The 18,115-nt window shown below is 70.1% G+C and carries 18 protein-coding genes; 6 read left to right on the top strand and 12 right to left on the bottom strand.

Annotated features, from left to right (window positions below; all coding sequences use genetic code 11):
* Window positions 1-14: 14 nt before the first annotated feature.
* On the top strand, window positions 15-1,283 hold the full coding sequence (tyrS, locus tag ACFXC1_RS14700; RefSeq protein ID WP_381242649.1) for a tyrosine--tRNA ligase: 1,269 nt from the start codon (window positions 15-17) through the stop codon (window positions 1,281-1,283).
* Between the two features lie 58 nt (window positions 1,284-1,341).
* Here the strand turns inward: tyrS and ACFXC1_RS14695 are convergent, their stop codons facing one another.
* Entirely contained in the window at window positions 1,342-1,620 is a 279-nt protein-coding gene (locus ACFXC1_RS14695; RefSeq protein WP_381242647.1) for a GlsB/YeaQ/YmgE family stress response membrane protein, read from the bottom strand.
* A gap of 247 nt (window positions 1,621-1,867) precedes the next feature.
* Between ACFXC1_RS14695 and ACFXC1_RS14690 the strand changes: the two genes are divergently transcribed.
* Window positions 1,868-2,254: a DUF3099 domain-containing protein gene (locus ACFXC1_RS14690; RefSeq protein ID WP_381242646.1), complete on the top strand. Its 387-nt coding sequence runs from the start codon at window positions 1,868-1,870 to the stop codon at window positions 2,252-2,254.
* 235 nt (window positions 2,255-2,489) lie between these two features.
* Entirely contained in the window at window positions 2,490-2,708 is a 219-nt protein-coding gene (locus ACFXC1_RS14685) for a hypothetical protein (RefSeq protein WP_381242645.1), read from the top strand.
* Between the two features lie 53 nt (window positions 2,709-2,761).
* Here the strand turns inward: ACFXC1_RS14685 and moaA are convergent, their stop codons facing one another.
* From moaA to ACFXC1_RS14670, 3 genes are all read right to left on the bottom strand, one after another.
* Entirely contained in the window at window positions 2,762-3,751 is a 990-nt protein-coding gene (moaA, locus tag ACFXC1_RS14680; RefSeq protein ID WP_381242713.1) for a GTP 3',8-cyclase MoaA, read from the bottom strand.
* Window positions 3,752-3,910: 159 nt separating this feature from the next.
* A complete protein-coding gene (locus ACFXC1_RS14675; protein WP_381242643.1) occupies window positions 3,911-5,530 on the bottom strand; it encodes a solute symporter family protein in 1,620 nt (539 codons plus the stop codon).
* Window positions 5,527-5,883 carry a DUF485 domain-containing protein gene (locus ACFXC1_RS14670; RefSeq protein WP_019067415.1) on the bottom strand — a complete coding sequence of 119 codons (357 nt, stop codon included), beginning with the start codon at window positions 5,881-5,883 and terminating at the stop codon, window positions 5,527-5,529. Before ACFXC1_RS14670 ends, ACFXC1_RS14675 begins: the two co-directional genes overlap by 4 nt.
* 312 nt (window positions 5,884-6,195) lie before the next feature.
* On the opposite strand from ACFXC1_RS14670, the gene ACFXC1_RS14665 reads away from it, so the two are divergent.
* The 3 genes from ACFXC1_RS14665 to ACFXC1_RS14655 all read left to right on the top strand — a co-directional run bounded on the left by ACFXC1_RS14665 (window position 6,196) and on the right by ACFXC1_RS14655 (window position 10,352).
* Window positions 6,196-7,728 (top strand): S8 family serine peptidase, encoded by a 1,533-nt coding sequence (locus ACFXC1_RS14665; protein ID WP_381242642.1) that lies wholly within the window; start codon window positions 6,196-6,198, stop codon window positions 7,726-7,728.
* Window positions 7,729-7,861: 133 nt separating this feature from the next.
* Window positions 7,862-9,241 (top strand): CoA transferase, encoded by a 1,380-nt coding sequence (locus ACFXC1_RS14660; protein ID WP_381242640.1) that lies wholly within the window; start codon window positions 7,862-7,864, stop codon window positions 9,239-9,241.
* A 100-nt stretch (window positions 9,242-9,341) separates the two neighbouring features.
* The gene (locus tag ACFXC1_RS14655) at window positions 9,342-10,352 is read left to right on the top strand and encodes a CopD family protein (RefSeq protein ID WP_381242638.1); all 1,011 of its coding nucleotides are present in this window, start codon (window positions 9,342-9,344) and stop codon (window positions 10,350-10,352) included.
* A 32-nt stretch (window positions 10,353-10,384) separates the two neighbouring features.
* On the opposite strand, the gene ACFXC1_RS14650 is transcribed toward ACFXC1_RS14655, so the two are convergent.
* The 8 genes from ACFXC1_RS14650 to ACFXC1_RS14615 all read right to left on the bottom strand — a co-directional run bounded on the left by ACFXC1_RS14650 (window position 10,385) and on the right by ACFXC1_RS14615 (window position 18,096).
* Window positions 10,385-11,431: a zinc-dependent alcohol dehydrogenase family protein gene (locus ACFXC1_RS14650; RefSeq protein WP_381242637.1), complete on the bottom strand. Its 1,047-nt coding sequence runs from the start codon at window positions 11,429-11,431 to the stop codon at window positions 10,385-10,387.
* Between the two features lie 42 nt (window positions 11,432-11,473).
* The gene (locus ACFXC1_RS14645) at window positions 11,474-12,139 is read right to left on the bottom strand and encodes a lysoplasmalogenase (protein ID WP_381242635.1); all 666 of its coding nucleotides are present in this window, start codon (window positions 12,137-12,139) and stop codon (window positions 11,474-11,476) included.
* The gene (locus ACFXC1_RS14640; RefSeq protein WP_381242633.1) at window positions 12,136-13,002 is read right to left on the bottom strand and encodes a sterol desaturase family protein; all 867 of its coding nucleotides are present in this window, start codon (window positions 13,000-13,002) and stop codon (window positions 12,136-12,138) included. Before ACFXC1_RS14640 ends, ACFXC1_RS14645 begins: the two co-directional genes overlap by 4 nt.
* Window positions 13,003-13,128: 126 nt before the next feature.
* On the bottom strand, window positions 13,129-13,851 hold the full coding sequence (locus ACFXC1_RS14635; RefSeq protein WP_381242632.1) for a VIT1/CCC1 transporter family protein: 723 nt from the start codon (window positions 13,849-13,851) through the stop codon (window positions 13,129-13,131).
* Between the two features lie 25 nt (window positions 13,852-13,876).
* Window positions 13,877-15,124 (bottom strand): amidohydrolase family protein, encoded by a 1,248-nt coding sequence (locus ACFXC1_RS14630; protein ID WP_381242631.1) that lies wholly within the window; start codon window positions 15,122-15,124, stop codon window positions 13,877-13,879.
* On the bottom strand, window positions 15,121-16,404 hold the full coding sequence (locus ACFXC1_RS14625; protein ID WP_381242629.1) for an amidohydrolase family protein: 1,284 nt from the start codon (window positions 16,402-16,404) through the stop codon (window positions 15,121-15,123). Before ACFXC1_RS14625 ends, ACFXC1_RS14630 begins: the two co-directional genes overlap by 4 nt.
* Before the next feature lie 10 nt (window positions 16,405-16,414).
* Window positions 16,415-17,299 (bottom strand): SDR family NAD(P)-dependent oxidoreductase, encoded by an 885-nt coding sequence (locus tag ACFXC1_RS14620; RefSeq protein WP_381242627.1) that lies wholly within the window; start codon window positions 17,297-17,299, stop codon window positions 16,415-16,417.
* Window positions 17,299-18,096, bottom strand: coding sequence for an acetoacetate decarboxylase family protein (locus ACFXC1_RS14615; protein ID WP_381242625.1), 798 nt, complete (start codon window positions 18,094-18,096; stop codon window positions 17,299-17,301). Before ACFXC1_RS14615 ends, ACFXC1_RS14620 begins: the two co-directional genes overlap by 1 nt.
* Window positions 18,097-18,115 lie beyond the last annotated feature (19 nt).

The following is an 18,115-nucleotide window of genomic DNA, read 5'->3' as shown; positions in this document are numbered from 1 at the left end:
GAGATACGAGAACCGTGACGGACATCGTCGACGAACTGCAGTGGCGGGGGCTCATCGCCCTCTCCACTGACGAGGACGCATTGCGCAAGGCGTTCGCGGACGGTCCCGTCACGTTCTATTGCGGTTTCGACCCGACCGCGCCCAGCCTGCACCTCGGCAACCTCGTGCAGATCCTGACCATGCGCCGGATCCAGCAGGCGGGCAACCGTCCGCTGGGCCTGGTCGGCGGTGCCACGGGCCTGATCGGCGACCCGAAGCCGAACGCGGAGCGGACGCTCAACTCGCCGGACGTCGTGGCCCAGTGGGTCGAGCGGCTGCGCGCGCAGATCGCCCCGCTGCTGGACTTCGAGGGCCCGCACGCGGCGATCATGGTCAACAACCTGGACTGGACCCAGGGCCTGTCCGCCATCGAGTTCCTGCGGGACATCGGCAAGCACTTCCGGATCAACAAGATGATCGCCAAGGAGGCCGTCTCCCGGCGGCTCAACTCCGAGGCGGGCATCGGCTACACCGAGTTCAGCTACCAGATCCTCCAGGGCATGGACTTCCTGGAGCTGTTCCGGCGGCACGGCTGCACGCTGCAGACCGGCGGCAGCGACCAGTGGGGCAACCTCACCTCGGGCACCGACCTGATCCACCGGGTCGACCCGGAGGCCGTGGTGCACGCGCTGGCCACACCGCTGATCACCAAGGCCGACGGCACCAAGTTCGGCAAGACGGAGTCCGGCACGGTCTGGCTCGACCCCGAGATGACCACGCCGTACGCCTTCTTCCAGTTCTGGCTGAACGCGGACGACCGGGACGTCTCCAAGTTCCTGCGCATCTTCAGCTTCAAGTCCCACGAGGAGATCGAGGAGCTGGAGCGGCAGACCGAGGAGCGTCCGCAGGCGCGTGCCGCGCAGCGCGCGCTGGCCGAGGAGCTGACGACGCTGGTGCACGGCGCCGAGCAGACGGCCGCGGTGACCGCCGCGTCCAAGGCCCTCTTCGGACAGGGCGAGCTGGCGGAGCTGGACGAGAAGACGCTCGCCGCGTCCCTCTCCGAGCTGCCGCACGTCCAGGTCGCCGAGCTCGGTCTCGTCGTCGACCTGTTCACCGAGGTCGGCCTTGTGGCGAGCAAGTCCGCCGCGCGGCGGACCGTGAAGGAGGGCGGGGCCTACGTGAACAACGTGAAGGTCACCGCGGAGGATGCCGTGCCGGGCACGGAGGATCTCCTTCATGGGCGATGGCTGGTGCTGCGGCGGGGCAAGAAGAACCTGGCGGCCGTGGAGGTCACGGGCGCGTGAGCGCATGACGCAGGGGCGGTTTCCCGGCTCGGGAGGCCGCCCCTACGTCGTAGGGATGTCAGGCTCGTTGTTTGTTCTTGCCGATCGTCGCCATGTAGGCCATGTCGACCACGAAGACAATGATGATCGCGGCGATGAGCTGGAACGCGTGGCGGCTCCAGTCGATGCCGCTGGTCGCGTCGACGCCGGCCGCTCGGGCGACGGCGTTGCCGACGATGGCGCCGAGAATGCCGCAGATGGTGGTCAGCCAGAGCGGACTGTGCTGCTTGCCCGGGATGATCGCCTTCGCGATCAGGCCCAGCACGAATCCCACGATGATCGCCCACAACCAGCCCATGGCTGCCTCCTTGTACGGCTCGACGTGAGCATTACGCCAAGTGTGGGCCCGGTCGCGGTACGCCGCATGTCGGGTACGGCCGTACGTGGTGCGGCGCAGCTCGCTCGCCCGGACCCGGGGTGCCCCGGTCTCGAAGGCGGCGCAGGCGCGGCGTAACGTTGGTGGCGTCGGGGCCCGGTTCCCGGATCGGGTGCGAACCGGGGTTGCGGGCCGGGGAGAGTCCGATGCGGGCGGATGGTGGAATGTGATGCGGAAGCTGCACGGCGAAGGCAACGCCCAGGTGTTCCGGATCACCGGAGCCCGGACGGGACTCGCGGAGGATGTCCGCGGTCGGCAGCGCCGGTATGTCATCTCGATGTCGATCCGTACGGTGTCGGTGATTCTCGCCTGTTCCCTGTGGAACGTCGAACGGCACGTCGCGATCGTCGCGTTGGTGCTCGGTGTGCTCCTCCCCTATGTCGCCGTGGTGATCGCGAACGCCGGTCGGGAGAACGCGCCCGGTCTGCCGTCGACGTTCGTCACCGCGCCACTGCGGCCGATGATCATGCCGCCGCGGTCGGACGAGGGGGTCGCGGAACCCGTCCCGGAAGAGGTCGTGCCCGAGCCGACGCCGGGTGCCCGGGGCGAACCGTAGGGCCGGTCGTGACCATGGCGAACGTGTCATAAACGGAAGTCGGCTCCGCACCAAGCTCAAGAAAAGCTCAGATCAATCATGTTGTTCCGGTGCCGAGCGACCGGTTACCCGTGACATACTTCGTACGCGCTCCGCATCCCCCGTCGGAGCGACAGACCGACGCCGGGCAGCTCCCCCCGTGGCTGCTCGGCGTCGCCTTTTCAGCGCATCTGTGAGACGAATTCCGTGAGTTCCCGTGAGTGACGAGACGCCCATCTGCTCCGCGAAGGGCTGCCGTGCCGACGCCGTGTGGGTCCTCGCGTGGAACAACCCGAAGATCCACACGCCGGAGCGGCGCAAGACATGGCTCGCGTGCGAGGAGCATCGTGAGCATCTGTCCCAGTTCCTCGACGTGCGGGGCTTCCTGAAGGACGTCGTCAAGTTCGAGGACTGGGAAGCGCCCGAGACCCCGTAGGACCATGGGGCGCACCCGGGATTCCGTAGCGCCCCTTCGTCTACGACGGCTGTTCAGCCGCCGATCGCCGACATCGGGCGGTCCGGCTGGAGGAACGACGGGTCGTCCAGGCCCGAGCCGGCCTTCTTGCCCCACATCGCCTGGCGCCAGATGCGGGCTATCTCCTCGTCCGGGGCGCCGGAGCGCAGGGCGGTGCGGAGGCTGGTCTCCTCGCGGGCGAACAGGCAGTTGCGTATCTGGCCGTCGGCGGTGAGGCGGGTGCGGTCGCAGGCTGCGCAGAACGGGCGGGTGACCGAGGCGATGACGCCCACGCGGTGCGGTCCGCCGTCCACGAGCCAGCGCTCGGCCGGGGCCGAGCCGCGCTCGTCGGTGCCTTCGGGGGTCAGCTCGAAGCGGGTGCGGAGGGAGGCGAGGATGTCACCGGCCGTGACCATGCCCTCGCGCTTCCAGCCGTGCTGGGCGTCCAGCGGCATCTGCTCGATGAAGCGCAGCTCGTAGTCGTTCGCCACGGCCCAGGACAGCAGGTCCGGGGCCTCGTCGGCGTTGAGTCCCGGCATCAGCACCGAGTTGACCTTGACCGGGGTCAGGCCCGCCTCGCGGGCGGCTTCCAGGCCGTCGAGGACGTCCTGGTGACGGTTGCGACGGGTGAGGGTCTTGAAGACGTCCGGGCGGAGGGTGTCCAGGGAGACGTTGACCCGGTCCAGGCCCGCCTTCTTCAGGGCGGTCGCCGTGCGCTTGAGGCCGATGCCGTTGGTGGTGAGGGACATCCGGGGGCGGGGCTCCATGGCCGCGACCCGCTCGACGATGCCGACCAGGCCGGGGCGCAGCAGGGGCTCGCCCCCGGTGAAGCGGACCTCCTCGATACCGAGGGAGGTGACCGCGATGTCTATCAGGCGGACGATCTCGTCGTCCGTGAGGAGGTCGGGCTTGGCCAGCCATTGCAGGCCCTCCTCGGGCATGCAGTACGTACACCGGAGGTTGCACCGGTCGGTCAGCGAAACCCTCAGGTCGGTGGCCACTCGGCCATAGGTGTCGATGAGCACGTGGGCCTCCTCCCTCAATTCGGATCGCATGTTTTCCGACACCTGCGAGCCTACGCGACACCTCTGACAACGAGAGCGGCCCGATCGCACGAGGTACGACGAGGCCGCGTCGTAGGGATCTACGACGCGGCCGTCGGCGTGGGGGATTCAGAAGGGGACTCAGTGTGCTCCGGTGCCGGTCAGAGACCGTACCTCCAGCTCCGCGTACTTGGCGGTGTCGGGCTCCTCCTTGGAGAGGATCGTGCCGAGCCAGCCCAGCAGGAAGCCGACCGGGATGGAGATGATGCCGGGGTTCTCCAGGGGGAACCAGTGGAAGTCGACGTCCGGGAACATCGAAGCGGGTTTGCCGGAGACGACCGGCGAGAACAGGACCAGGCCGACCGCGGTGACGAGGCCGCCGTAGATCGACCACAGGGCTCCGGAAGTCGTGAAGCGCTTCCAGAAGAGGCTGTAGAGGATCGTCGGGAGGTTGGCGGAGGCGGCGACCGCGAAGGCGAGGGCGACCAGGCCGGCGACGTTCAGGTCGCGGGCGAGGGCGCCGAGGAGGATGGAGACGGCGCCGATGCCGACCGTGGCGTACCGGGCGGCGGCCATCTCCTGTTTCTCCGTCGCCTGTCCCCGCTTGATGACGTTGGCGTAGATGTCGTGGGCGAAGGAGGAGGACGAGGCCAGGGTGAGGCCGGCGACGACCGCGAGGATCGTGGCGAAGGCGACCGCCGAGATGCTGGCCAGGAGGATGGCGCCCCAGTTGGAGTCGACCCCGCCCAGATGGAGGGCCAGGAGGGGGGCAGCCGTGTTGCCCGCCTTGTTGGAGGCGATGATCTCGTCCGGTTTGATCAGTGCCGCGGCACCGAAGCCGAGGGCCAGGGTCATCAGGTAGAAGGCGCCGATGAGGCCGATGGCCCAGTTGACCGACTTACGGGCGGCCTTGGCGGTGGGCACCGTGTAGAAGCGGATCAGGATGTGCGGCAGGCCGGCGGTGCCGAGGACCAGGGCGATGCCCAGGGAGATGAAGTCCAGCTTGGTGGTGCCGGTGGCGCCGTACTTGAGGCCGGGGTTCAGGAAGGAGGAGCCCTTGCCGCTGTTGTCGGCGGCCTTGCCGAGCAGGTCCGAGACGTTGAAGTTGAACTTCAGCAGGACCAGGAAGGTCAGCAGCAGGGCACCGGCGATGAGCAGGCAGGCCTTGACCATCTGGACCCAGGTGGTGCCCTTCATGCCGCCGATGGTGACGTACACGATCATCAGGACGCCGACAAGGGCGACGATGCCGATCTTGCCCGCGTCGCTGGTGATGCCCAGGAGCAGGGAGACCAGGACGCCCGCGCCGGCCATCTGGGCCAGCAGGTAGAAGATCGACACCACGATGGTGGAGGTGCCGGCCGCCGTACGGACCGGGCGCTGGCGCATGCGGTAGGCGAGGACGTCGCCCATCGTGTAGCGGCCGGAGTTGCGCAGCGGTTCGGCCACCAGAAGCAGGGCGACCAGCCATGCGACCAAAAAGCCGATCGAGTACAGGAAGCCGTCGTACCCGAAGAGGGCGATGGCACCGGCGATGCCGAGGAAGGACGCGGCGGACATGTAGTCGCCGGAGACGGCCAGGCCGTTCTGGAAGGCGGTGAACTGCCGGCCGCCCGCGTAGAAGTCGGCGGCGCTCTTGGTCTGGCGGCCCGCCCAGACGGTGATGACGAGCGTCGCGGCGACGAAGACCGCGAACAGGGTGATGATCAGCGGCCGGTGCTGGCTCGCCTCGCCTGCGGCCAGGGTGATCGCGGGGCTCATGCGCCGCCCTCCATCCGGGACTTGATGGCCTCGCCCTTGGGGTCGAGCTTCGCGGCGGAGTACCGCGAGTACCACCAGGCGATGAGGAACGTGGTGAGGAACTGGCCGAGGCCCAGAACGAGGGCGACGTTGATGTTGCCGACGACCTTGGTGTCCATGAAGTCGTCCGCGTAGTTGCACAGCAGGACGTACAGGAGGTACCAGGCGATGAAGGCGACGGTCAGCGGGAAGGCGAAGGAGCGGTGGGCGCGGCGCAGTTCGGCGAACTCCGCGCTCTCCTGGACCTGTTCGAACTCCTCGGTACTGGGGAGTTTGCGTTCGGCTTTCGAGGGCGGTGGTGTCTCGGTGGCCACGGTGTCTCCTCGCGTTGCGGACATGCTGGTTGCGACCTCACAGACCTATGGATCACGCCACCAGGAGTGATCGAGCGACTCCCCTGCGCGATATCGAGGGGGTCCCCGATCCTGCTGGCGCTTCCTGCCCAGGGTCACGGCGCCACGCGTGGACCGGTTCAACTCCTTTGACTTCTTTCAGGACTCGCCTTTGGGAAGTCATTGCTGGCCAGCCCTCGCGGGAGATAACTTCAGCTGGCACCACTCGTCATGTACCTGCCCGGGAGGCATCACGTCTCGGGCCTTTTCGTTTCCGGATGATGTGGAGATCCCATGGCTCATCTGCGCCCCAGACGCCGGCTCGCCCTCGCCGTACCGGTCGTGCTGTCGCTGACCGCCTCGCTCGGTTTCCTCCCGTCGGCGGCTTCGGCGGTCCCGATCACGGAGACCACCGCGCAGGCCGCCGACGCGCCCAACCTTTCGTATGTGGTCAACACTCGACTGGACCACCGGACGATCAACACGGTCAAGAAGGCGATCAACGCGGTCGGCGGCAGCATCGTGGAGACGTACGAGCAGATCGGCGTGATCGTCGTGCACTCGGCGAATCCCGACTTCGGGCTGATCATCCGCAAGGTGCCCGGTGTGCAGTCGGCCGGCGCCACGCGCACAGCGCCGCTGAGCCTCGCCTCGACGACCGACGAGGGCTCGGTGCAGTACCTCTCCAAGGAGCAGGCCGCGAAGACGGCGAAGGCCTCCGCAGCCGCCGGTGACAGCGAGCCCCTCGAGGCCGACCAGTGGGACCTGCCCGCGATCGGCGCCGACAAGGCCGCGAAGATCAACCCGGGCAGCAAGAGCGTGACGGTCGCCGTCATCGACGTCGGCGTCGACGACACCCACCCGGACATCGCCCCGAACTTCTCCCCTTCGCAGTCCGCCAACTGCGTGGGCGGCAAGGCCGATACGACGTACGGTTCCTGGCGCCCTGTGGACTCCGCCCATTACCACGGCACGCATGTCGCGGGTGAGATCGCCGCCGCCCGCAACGGCATCGGTGTGGCGGGGGTCGCCCCGGGTGTGAAGGTCGCCGGGATCACGGTGGCCGAGCCGGACTCGACCCAGCTCTTCTACCCGGAGAGCGTGGTCTGCGCGTTCGTGTTCGCCGCGGATCACGGCGTGGAGATCACCAACAACAGCTACTACGTTGATCCTTGGCTGTACAACTGCATGGACGACCCCGATCAACGTGCCATCGTCGACGCGGTCAACAGGGCCCAGCTGTACGCCCAGAGCAAGGGCACGCTCAATGTCGCGGCGGCCGGCAACTCCAACGACGACCTCGACTCCGACGCCCTGGTCGACGACTCCAGCCCCGACGACTCGACCGCGACGACCCGTACGGTCGACCCGCACGAGTGCTTCGACGTGCCGACCCAGCTGCCGGGTGTCGTCACGGTGAGCTCGGTCGGCGTCACCAAGGCCAAGTCGTACTTCTCCAGCTACGGCAAGGGCGTGATCGACGTGGCGGCGCCGGGCGGGGACGCCCGGCAGATCCCGGACACCCCGTCGAAGAACGGCCGCATCCTGTCTACACTGCCGAACAACACGTACGGCTATCTCCAGGGCACCTCGATGGCGACCCCGCACGTCGCCGCCGTGGCCGCGCTGCTGAAGTCCACGCACCCGCACGCCTCTCCGGCCCAGTTGCAGGCGCTGCTCAAGGCCGAGGCGGACAACCCGGGCTGCCCGACCGGGGTGTACGACACCAATGGCGACGGCATCGCGGACGCGACCTGCGTCGGCGGCAAGCGCGTCAACGGCTTCTACGGGTTCGGCATCGTCAACGCGCTGCGGGCGGTCAAGTAGCCGGTACCTGTTCTTTCTGTTGATGCAGTCGATGCGGGCCGGGCGGATCTCCGCCCGGCCCGTTCATGTCTGTATCGCCATCTGCATCACCACCCCCGATATATTGATTGAATCAATACTGCATAGTTCAGTCATGACTGACATCAAGGTGGCATGGGCCGCCCTGGGCGGCGATCCCGCCCTGGTCTCGCGTATCTCGACCGTCGAGCGCCGAGGGGCGCTCGAAGCACGGCTTCCCGTACGGGAGTTGGCCCGGGCCTGCGTGGGAGCGTGCGCGCTGGCCGCCGCCGAGCTGGGGGCGCGGCGGGCCGGACGCGTGGAGGTGCCCGAGGTGCGGGTGGACGACGGGGCCGTCGCCACGGCGTTCGTCAGTGAGCGGCATCTGCTGATCGACGGGCGGGCGCCGGTCTCCTTCGCGCCGCTGTCGCGGTTCTGGCGGACGGCCGACGGCTGGATCCGCACCCACGCGAACTATCCGCACCACCGGGCGCGGCTGCTGGACGCGCTGCGGCTGCCGGATGACGCCTCCGCGGAGGACGTGGCCGACGTACTCGCCGAACGGTCCGCGTCGGAGGTGGAGGAGACCGTGTACGGCGCCGGCGGCCTCGCGGTCGCGCTGCGGACGGCGGCGGAGTGGGCCGTACACCCGCAGGGAGTCGCGGTGACCGGGCGGCCTCTGGTCGAACGCGAGCGGCTCGGCACGGCACGCGCGCGTGCGCTGCCGCCGCTCGACGGCGATCCGTTGCTGCCGGCCGCCGGGGTGCGTGTGCTCGATCTGACCCGGGTGATCGCGGGCCCGGTCGCCACCCGCACGCTCGCGCTGCTGGGCGCGGACGTACTGCGCGTGGACGCCCCGCAGTTGCCGGAGGATCCCGACGCGCACGCGGACACCGGTTTCGGAAAGCGGTCGACGCGGCTGGATCTCGGCCGGGCGACCGACCGGCGGACCTTCGAGGAACTGCTCGGGCGGGCGGACGTGGTCGTCACGGGGTACCGGCCGGGCGCCCTGGACCGGTTCGGCCTCTCCCCCGAGGCGCTGGCCGACCGCCGACCCGGGCTGATCGTGGCCCAGTTGTCGGCGTGGGGTGCGTACGGGCCGTGGGGCGGGCGGCGCGGGTTCGACAGCCTGGTGCAGGTCGCCACCGGTATCGCCGCCACCGAGGGGTCGCCCAAGCGGCCCGGCGCACTGCCCGCGCAGGCCCTCGACCACGGGACCGGGTATCTGCTGGCGGCCTCGGTACTGCGGGCGCTGACGGACCTGCCGGAGGAGGGCTGCGGGCTCGTACTGCGGCTGGCGCTGGCCCGGACCGCGGCCTGGCTGACGACGGACGGGGCAGGGCCGGAAGGGGCGGGCGGGACGGTGTACGACCAGCCGGACGCCTGGCTGGTCGAGACTGGCAGCGGTATTGGGCGGCTGCAGCACGCGCTGCCGCCGGTCTCCTTCGCCGGCGGGCCCGTGAACTGGGCGCGCCCGCCGGGCCGTTGGGGCACGGACCCGGCTCGGTGGGCTTGATCCGGGGGCGGGGCGGAAACGTAACTATGAGCGGAATCCGGTTCCGCCAGTTGTTTTGTTGCACTTGCCCGGTTCTGTGGCGGCTGGTGAAGATCTTGGGGTGACCTTGATACGACCGACTGTCGAAGCGGCCGACACCAGTGGCCGCGCGCGGTGCCCCGGTACGCGCCGGGCCGTCGCCGTACTGGCCCTGGTGCTGCTCGCCGCGCTGATCCCGCTGCTCGGCCCGTCCGCCGCGCTGCACGACACCGGGGAGGCCGCCGCGCCCGGCGTCGGCGGCATCGCGCTGCTGCGGGCGGTGCTGTTCGCCGCGCTGTGCGTGCCGTTGGGCGAGTTGTTCGTGAACCGGCTGGCGCGCACCGTGCCCGGCGCTCCCCCGAACGGCCCTCGGAGTTGGGGCCCGTACGCGGCCGGCGCCGGCTTCCTCGCCGCGCTGGGACTCGCATCGGTCGTGGCGACGGGCAATCTGGTGCCGCACAGCCTCGCCGAGATCGACATCGGCGGCCTCTACCAGTCCCGCGACGGCAAGCTGGCGCTCCTGGAGGTCAACGCGTTCGCCGTGGCGGCCCTGTGCGCGCGGTCACGCCGGCCCGCCCTACAGGTGTGGCCCCTTGCCGCCGTGGTCCTCGCGGAGGCGCTGCGCGCGCACCCGGTGGGCGAGCACAGTCCGCTGGTCGGCTCGGAGTTGACCCTGGTGCATCTGACGTGCGCGGCGCTGTGGGTCGGCGGGCTGCTGCACGCGCTGCGGACGCTGCGGCAGTGGCGGAACACCGAGGCGGGCGCCGCGCTGTTGGGGCTCTACGCGCGCGTGGCCGCCGTACTGCTCGCCGCGATCACCGCCACGGGGGTGTGGAGTTCGCTGCGCAGGATGCCGGCCGGCACGATCCTGGACCAGCTGACGACGACGGCGTACGGGCGCACCCTGCTCGCCAAGGTGATCCTCGTCGCCACCGTCGCCGTACTCGCGCTGTGGGCACGCCACCGGCTGCGGCGGGCCAGCGATCCGCTGGCCGCCTACTCACCCGCGCGGGCCGAAGTCGTCGTCCTGGGCGTGGTGGTCATGGTCTCCGGACTGTTGACAGCCTTGCCGGTGCCGATCCGCTGGCATTGATCGAATCCAGTATTGACCGGCGTCGGCATTGATCAACTGTTGACGACCAGGACCTTGAGAGCCGTGCGCTCGTCCATCGCCTTGTAGCCGTCGGGCACACCCTCCAGGCCGACCGTCAGGTCGAAGACGGGCGAGGGGTCGATGGCGCCGTCCAGGATGTCGGGCAGCAGTTCCGGGATGTACGCGCGGACCGGCGCGACTCCGCCGCGCAGCGCGATGTTCCGGTCGAACATCACCCCGAGGTCGAGGCCGGTGCCGCTACCGTGCGGCACGCCGACGAAGCCGATGGCGCCTCCGTCCCGCGTGATGTTGACGGCCGTACTCATGGACTGCTCGGTGCCGACGGCCTCGACGACGGAGTGCGCGCCCTGGCCGCGGGTGAGTTCGCGAACGGCCTCGACGGCGGCCTCGCCGCGTTCGGCGACGACGTCGGTGGCGCCGAAGTCGCGCGCGATGGCCGTGCGGGCCTCGTGACGGCCGAGAGCGATGATCCGCTCGGCGCCGAGTCGTCTGGCGGCGAGCACGGCGCACAGGCCGACCGCTCCGTCGCCCACGACGGCGACGGTGGCCCCCTTGCGGGCGCCCGCACCGAGGGCCGCGTGGTGGCCGGTGCCCATGACGTCCGACAGCGTCAGCAGGGCGGACAGCAGGTGGTCGTCCGAGGCCGCTTCCTTGGGGAGGCGTACGAGCGTGCCGTCGGCGAACGGCACGCGTACCGCCTCGCCCTGGCCGCCGTCGTAGCCCACGGCACCCCAGAAGCCGCCGTGCACGCAGGAGGTGGTGAGGCCCTCGCGGCAGTACGCGCAGACGCCGTCGGACCACATGAAGGGCGCGACCACGAGGTCGCCGGTCCTGACGCCGTTCACCTCGGAGCCGGTCTCCTCGACGATCCCGAGGAACTCGTGTCCGATCCGCTGCCCCGGCTGCCGGGCCGCCTCGCCGCGGTACGCCCACAGGTCGCTGCCGCAGATACAGGCGCGCAGCACCCTGACCACGGCGTCGGTGGGCAGCTGCACCCTCGGCTCGGGCACGTCCTCCACGCGCATGTCGAACGGGGCGTGGATGGTGGTGGCGCGCATGGCGAGGGTCCTTCTCGTCGCTGGTCTGCTGGTGCGGTGCGCTCAGGGGGTGGTCGAGCGCACTTCACGGTACGCCGCCGCCGGTGCGGGCCGCGCATCGAGGGCGCCCCGGACCAGCAGGAACTGGGCCGCCGCATAGGTCAGCATGATCCAGAAGTCGGGCCGGGGCAGCTGCGGCCAGTCCGCGACGCCGGTCGCGATGAGGGTGTCGGAGAGCACGAAGAGCGCCCCGCCGAGCCCGGCGACCGGGCCGAGCCTGGTGGCCGCGGTGTATGCCATCGCGGTCAGGAGGGTGCTGTAGCCGGCGACGGGGACCCGGAGGCCGGCCGGCAGGTCGGGCCACAGCAGGACGACCAGGGTGACGAGGGCGACCGCGTAGCCGACGGCGAGCAGCCCCGCACGCGCGCGTGGCGGACCGTGGCGTCGGAACAGGACGAGGTAGCAGACGTGACCGGCGGCGAAGGAGGCCATCCCCGCCATGAAGGCGGGGTCGGTGTCGGAGAGCAGCAGGACGTCGCCGCCCCAGCCGCACAGCAGGGCGGCGACCAGGAGCCGAGGGCCGCCCGCGCGGGCGGCGAACGCGGCGAGCAGCGGCACGATCAGCGGTTTGGTGACCAGATGGCCGGCGCGGAAGCCCACGCCGAGGGAGACGAGGTCGAGGGCTGCGGCGAGGACGAAGGCGCCCAGGAGCGCCCGGGACGCTCTCACGCGGCCACGGACTCCTCGGCCTGTTCCACGGCGGCCACCGGCGTCCAGCCCGGTCCCCGGAACACCCGCCCGGCGCGCTCGCGCCAACCGGTCGCCGCCTTCAGGTCCTTGGCGATGGCGACGTACTCATGGGTGGCGACCTTGATCGGGTTGAATGTGTTGATGTTCTTCGTCAACCCGTAGACGGGCCGCTCAACCTCCGGGACGAACGACCCGAAGAGCCGGTCCCAGACGATGAGGATGCCGCCGAAGTTGCGGTCCAGATAGCCGCCCTGGGAGGCATGGTGGACCCGGTGGTGGGACGGCGTGTTGAAGACGAACTCAAACCATCGGGGCATCCTGTCGATCCGCTCGGTGTGGATCCAGAACTGGTAGACGAGGTTCACCGAGGAGCAGAACGCCAGCGCGGCGGGATGCACGCCCAGGGCGACGAGGGGGACGTAGAACGGCCATACCGTGAGGGTCGTCCAGGGCTGGCGCAGGGCCGTGGTGAGGTTGAACCTGCGGCTGGAGTGGTGGACGACGTGGCAGGCCCAGAGGATGCGGATCACGTGGTGGCCGCGGTGGGACCAGTAGTAGAAGAAGTCCTGTCCGAGCAGCATCAGCGGGATCGTCCACCACAGCACGGGCACGCGCAGCGGCGTGAGTTCGTAAATGGCGGTGTAGATCGCGACGATCGGGATCTTCCAGAGGAAGTCGAAGACGAGGCTCCCGAGCCCCATGCCGACGCTCGTGGCGGCGTCCTTCGCCTCGTAGCCCGCCGCGTCCTCGTCGGGGTGGACGCGCACGCTGATCACCTCGATCACGGTGAGCAGCACGAAGGCGGGTGTCGACCAGAGCACGGCATCGGGCAGGTTCGGCATGGATGAACCGTAGGACCGTAAATCGGTCACGCCTAGACGTTGTTACCCACAAGTATTACCGGGAGTACGCGCTTGCTTGTTGGCGATCTCCGCCAACGGGCCCGCGGCGCCCGGGCCGTGGGTCCGCTACACCCCCACCGCCCCCAGCAGCGCCCCCGCCGCATAGGTGACCCCCATCGCGAGTGCCCCGCCCATCACGTTCCGCAGCATCGCCGGCCTCGTGTCCGCCGCGCCGAGCCGTGCGCTGCTCCAGCCCGTTAGGACCAGTGCCGCTAGCGACGACACCACCGTGACGCCGAGGCGCCAGTCCGCCGGCGGCAGGACGATCGCCAGCAGCGGCAGCAGCGCGCCGACCGTGAAGGACAGGAAGCTCGCCCAGGCCGCGTGCCAGGGGTTGGTGAGGTCGTCGGGATCGATGTTGAGCTCCACGCGCGCGTGGGCACGCAGCGCGTCGCGTTCCGTGAGCTGGGCCGCCGCCTCCATGGCCACCTCACGGGACAGACCGCGGTCCTGGAGGAGCTCGGTCAACTCCTCCAGTTCGGCCTCCGGTTGCTCCTTCAGCTCGCGCTTCTCCTGCGCCAGGGCGGCCTTCTCCGAGTCGCGCTGGGTGGAGACGGACACGTACTCCCCCGCCGCCATCGACATGGACCCGGCGAGGAGGCCCGCCAGACCGGCCGTCAGCAGCGCCGAGCGGTCGTCCGTGGCGCCGGCCACGCCGACGACGAGCCCCGCGGTGGACACGATTCCGTCGTTGGCTCCCAGTACCGCCGCCCGCAGCCAGTTCAGCCGCGAGCCGAGTGTGCCGCTGTGGGCCTCGTCATGGGCCTCGTCATGGGTCGGTTCCGTCACACCCCGGAGGATCCCACCCCCCGCGTCACCACACCCGTACCGACGCCCCCCGCGCGAACACCGGGCTCGTGGCGTCCGCCGGAGGCTCCGCCAGTGGCTCGGCGATCTCGGTCACCGTGGGGCCGACCTTCGCCGCGATCGGGTCCAGGAGGTCCAGGTCGAAGCCGTACACGCGGGCCGCGTTGCCGCCGAGCATCGCGGCGACCTCGTCGTGCGGCACGCGCGCGTAGGCGAAGCGCAGGCCCTCCCTGGAGTGCGGGTAGGTGCCCTCGTCGTGCGGGTAGTCGCTGCCCCACATGATCTTCTCGATGCCGATGCGGTCGCGCAGGAGGACCTCGTGGGGGCGCATGAAACTGGCTCCCACGAAGCAGTTGTCGCGCCAGACCTCCGACGGACCCCTGCCCATCGAGGCGGCGAGCCCCGCGCCGAACCTGGACTCCGCCGTGGTCGCTTTGGACGCCGCCGCGACCAGGCGCCCGTGGTAGTAGTCCAGCATGTCGAGCACCCCGGGTATCCAGCCGGAACCCTGCTCGGTCAGCACCAGCCTCAGGTCCGGGTGGCGGCGGAAGGCACCACCGAAGATCAGGTGCCACAGGGCGCGGTGCGAGAACCACGTCGTCTCGACCATGAACACCGCGCGGGCGGCCGGTTCGTCACCGAGGGGCGGGGCGGCCGAGCCCGCGTGGTGGTTGACGGGCACGCCGAGTTCCGCGCACACGGCCCAGATCGGGTCGTACGTCGACGAGTACAGCTCCGGCAGCCCCGAGCCCGGTGGGGTGCCGGGGAGCAACAGGCCGCCCCTGAGGCCCGCTTCGACCGCCCACCGGATCTCCTGGACGGCCTCCTGGACGTCGTTCAGGAGGATCTGGAAGACACCCGCCCGCCGGCCCGGCGCAGCCCCGCAGAAGTCCGCCAGCCAGCGGTTGTGGGCGCGCAGGCCGGCCCAGCGGAGCTCGAACTCCTCCGCCGTGGGCGCGGGCGCCATGAGGGAGCCCGACGGGAAGAACGGCGGGACGGTGTTCGGGAAGACGACCTCGGCGACGATCCCGTCCTGTTCCAGCTCCGCGATCCGCCGCGCGGAGTTCCAGTTCCTGTCGGCCGTGTCGGCGACCAGGTCCTCGTACGGGTTGACGTACGTGGCCGCCCACGTGTCGAACTCGTCGTGGTAGCGCTTCTCCAAGTAGGGCCGGTAGTCGAGGAGGTCGGCGCCCGCGTGGCAGTCCGCCGAGATGACCGTGTACCGGTCCTCGCCCGTAGAGTCTGCGGCGCTCATGGCGTCACCCCCAGCACTGGGAAGTCGTGGTCGGTCAGCCAGTGCCGCCCGACCTCGCGGGAGCGCGACCAGGAGGCCTTCACGGCCTCCTGGTCGTCCTGCTGGCCGAGTTCGGCGGGGGTGGGGCCGATCCGGCGGGCCAGCGGCTCCAGGGCCGCCACGTCGAATCCGAAGGCGTCGGCCGCCGCCAGGCCCAGCATGCGGCGGGTCTCGTCGACGGGGATGTCGTGGAAGGTGCGCTTCAGCCACGCGCGCGTGTCGGGCCAGGTGCCCTCGGGGTGCGGGAAGTCGCTGCCCCAGAGGATGTTGTCGACGCCGATCTCGTAGCGCTGGGCCAGTTCGCGGCGCTTGGTGTTGGTGGCGCAGATGAAGACCTGGCGGTCGAGGTACTCGCTCGGCGGCCGTTTCAGCTCCGCGAACGGCGAGAGCTTCTTGCCGCCGTGGGCGCCCAGGTAGAGGCGGTCCATGAACCACAGCTGGTTCGGCAGCCACCAGCAACCCGACTCCGCGACACCGAACTTGAGGCCCGGGTGGCGTTCGAAGACCCCGGACCAGAGCAGGAACCAGAGCGGCCGGGCGGGCCACCAGGTCACCTCGCTGACGTAGATGCCCAGGTGGTCGCCGTACTCGTGGCGGGGCGCGGCCCCGGAGTGGGTCAGTACGGGCATGGCGCACTCGGCGGCGGCAGCCCACACGGGGTCGTAACGCCGGTCGTGGTAGGGCTCCTTGTCGACCCACATGGAGGGGATCATCAGGGCGCCGAGCCCGGACTCCTTGGCGCGGTGGATCTCCGCGACGACCTTGTCCGTGGGGGCCGTCACGGGCAACAGGGCTACCCCGCAGTGCCGTTCGGGGTTCTCGGAGACGAAGTCGGCCAGCCAGCGGTTGTGGGCCTGCGCGCCCGCCATGCCCAACTCGGGGTCCTGGTCCCCGGAGAGACCGAGTCCGACCCCGAAGGGTGCGGCGGTCTGGCTGTCCACGGCGTCGGCGTCCGGGAAGACCACCTCGGCGGCCACCCCGTCGCCGTCCAGCTCCTTGAGGCGCTGCGCGGTGTCCCAACCCCCGCGAAGACCCTCCTCGTTGTCGTGGAACCACTTGGCCGCGAACGCCTCGTTGCGGATGCCGAGCCGGGTCATCTCCTCGCGGCGCCGGTCGCGTCCGGCGAGGAACTCGTCGAAGTCCCGGTGGAACCGGGCGTCCAGATAGGGTCGGTACTCCTCGGTGGGCAGCCCGGCGTGGCAGTCGGAGGAGATGATCAGGTACGGCTCCTGGTCGGTCACAACAGTCCCCTCAGTCCAGGATGAAGCTTTCGAGGTACGACGGGTTCGCCCGGTCGAGCATCGAGCGCGCCCGGGCCCGGATCTGGGCGTCGCTGTGCTCGCTCTCGGGCAGCAGCCAGAAGCGGTCCGCGCGGATGCCGTCCACGACGAGGCCGGCGACCTCCTCGACGGGCGTGAAGGCGACCTCCTTGCCCGCCGCCTTCATCGCGGTCTCCCACTGGTCGAGGCTGCGGTAAGGGGTCCTGCGGGGGCGCTCTTTCGCATACCGGTCGGGCCGGTTGCGGTGCGACTCCCACAGACCCGTGCGCAGCATGTGCGGCCCCGGGAAGAGCACCGAGGCGCCCACGCGCACGTGCTCCGCCTTCAAGTGGGCGTACAGGGACTCGGTCATCGTCACGACGGCCGCCTTGGTGACGGCATACACGGAGGCGGTGGGCAGCGGGGCGATACCGCCGTCCCCGGAGGACGTGTTGACGACATGACCGGGTTGATTCGACTTGATCATCCTCGGCACGAACGCCTGGATACCGTGGAAGACGCCCCACACGTTGACGGCGAACGCCCACTGCCAGTCGTTCGGTTCGTGCTCCCACATCCGGCCCTCGGCGCCCGAGCCGACCCCCGCGTTGTTGCACAGGACATGGACGGCGCCGTACGTGTCGTACGCCGACTCGGCCAGATCCAGGACCTGTTGGCGTACGCCGACGTCGACCACGCGCGCGTGCACGTCGGCACCGTCGGCGCGCAGATCGGCGGCGGCCTTGTCGAGGGCGCCCTCCTCGACGTCGGCGAGGACCACCTTGAGCCCGTCGGCGGCGAAGCGCCGTGCCATCGCGAGCCCGATCCCGCTCGCGGCCCCGGTGACGACGGCGACCTGACCCTCCCTCAGCTCCATCAGACGCTCCCCTCGGGCGGCCCGTCGTGGATCTGCTGCGGATCGTCGTAGCGCTGGTGGATGTACGGCAACAGGGCCCGCGCGTCGACCCGTTCGACGACCTTGCCGCGCTGGTCGCTGGTCTTCTCGCCGATGGTGATGTCGACGAGGGTGCGCACGGGGAGGTCGGCGACCGGGTCGTACATGGACTCGCGCAGGACGACGTCTCCGGTGACGCGTTCGAGGCGGCGGACCTTCTCGTTGCGCAGGCAGTGCACGAGCACCGGGTCGGCGTCGAAGCCCGAACCGTCCACCGCGGGAAGGAACTTGAAGTAGAAGTCGGTCTTCTGCGTCGGCCCGGGGAGGGGCAGTTCCTCGCTGACCGCGCCGCGGACCTCGACGAAGGCGATGCCGTGCCGGGCCAGGGACGCGTGCACGACGAGGCCCACGCGCTCCACCGTCACCTCGCCGAGTTTCTTGGGTTCCCCGAAGACCTCACGGCCGCCGGTGAGGGCCCGTTCGTGGGTCATCGGCATGACCAGCGGGTACCAGCCCTCGACGCCGTCGTGCGCGGCGGCGACCGCGAACGAGCCCGCGCCCAGGGGGTATCCGGTCAGCTCGACCTTGCTGATGTTCACCCGGACCAGGGGTCGCCCGGTGGGCTTGAGGGGCGGCGGCAGGACCGCCGCGACCGCGTCCGGGTCGCTCTCCCAGACGGCCACCACACCGGTGGACCAGATGTCGGGGAGCTTCGCGCTCGCTGTGCGTGCGGCGGCGATCTCCGCCTCGGTCCGTGCCCCGTACCGTACGCGTGCCATACGCCGTACCGCCCTTCGT

Source organism: Streptomyces hokutonensis (assembly GCF_042751305.1).
Classification (GTDB): Bacteria; Actinomycetota; Actinomycetes; order Streptomycetales; family Streptomycetaceae; genus Streptomyces; species Streptomyces hokutonensis_A.
This window is presented reverse-complemented; position numbering and strand designations above follow the sequence as displayed.

Bases quoted from the DNA above. Each gene is read 5' to 3' on its own strand.
- ACFXC1_RS14620 (WP_381242627.1), bottom strand. From the start codon at position 17,299: ATGGAGCTGAGGGAGGGTCAGGTCGCCGTCGTCACCGGGGCCGCGAGC.
- ACFXC1_RS14650 (WP_381242637.1), bottom strand. From the start codon at position 11,431: ATGCGCGCCACCACCATCCACGCCCCGTTCGACATGCGCGTGGAGGAC.
- ACFXC1_RS14630 (WP_381242631.1), bottom strand. From the start codon at position 15,124: ATGAGCGCCGCAGACTCTACGGGCGAGGACCGGTACACGGTCATCTCG.
- ACFXC1_RS14665 (WP_381242642.1), top strand. From the start codon at position 6,196: ATGGCTCATCTGCGCCCCAGACGCCGGCTCGCCCTCGCCGTACCGGTC.
- ACFXC1_RS14690 (WP_381242646.1), top strand. From the start codon at position 1,868: ATGCGGAAGCTGCACGGCGAAGGCAACGCCCAGGTGTTCCGGATCACC.
- ACFXC1_RS14615 (WP_381242625.1), bottom strand. From the start codon at position 18,096: ATGGCACGCGTACGGTACGGGGCACGGACCGAGGCGGAGATCGCCGCC.
- ACFXC1_RS14660 (WP_381242640.1), top strand. From the start codon at position 7,862: ATGACTGACATCAAGGTGGCATGGGCCGCCCTGGGCGGCGATCCCGCC.
- ACFXC1_RS14695 (WP_381242647.1), bottom strand. From the start codon at position 1,620: ATGGGCTGGTTGTGGGCGATCATCGTGGGATTCGTGCTGGGCCTGATC.
- ACFXC1_RS14640 (WP_381242633.1), bottom strand. From the start codon at position 13,002: ATGCCGAACCTGCCCGATGCCGTGCTCTGGTCGACACCCGCCTTCGTG.
- ACFXC1_RS14675 (WP_381242643.1), bottom strand. From the start codon at position 5,530: ATGAGCCCCGCGATCACCCTGGCCGCAGGCGAGGCGAGCCAGCACCGG.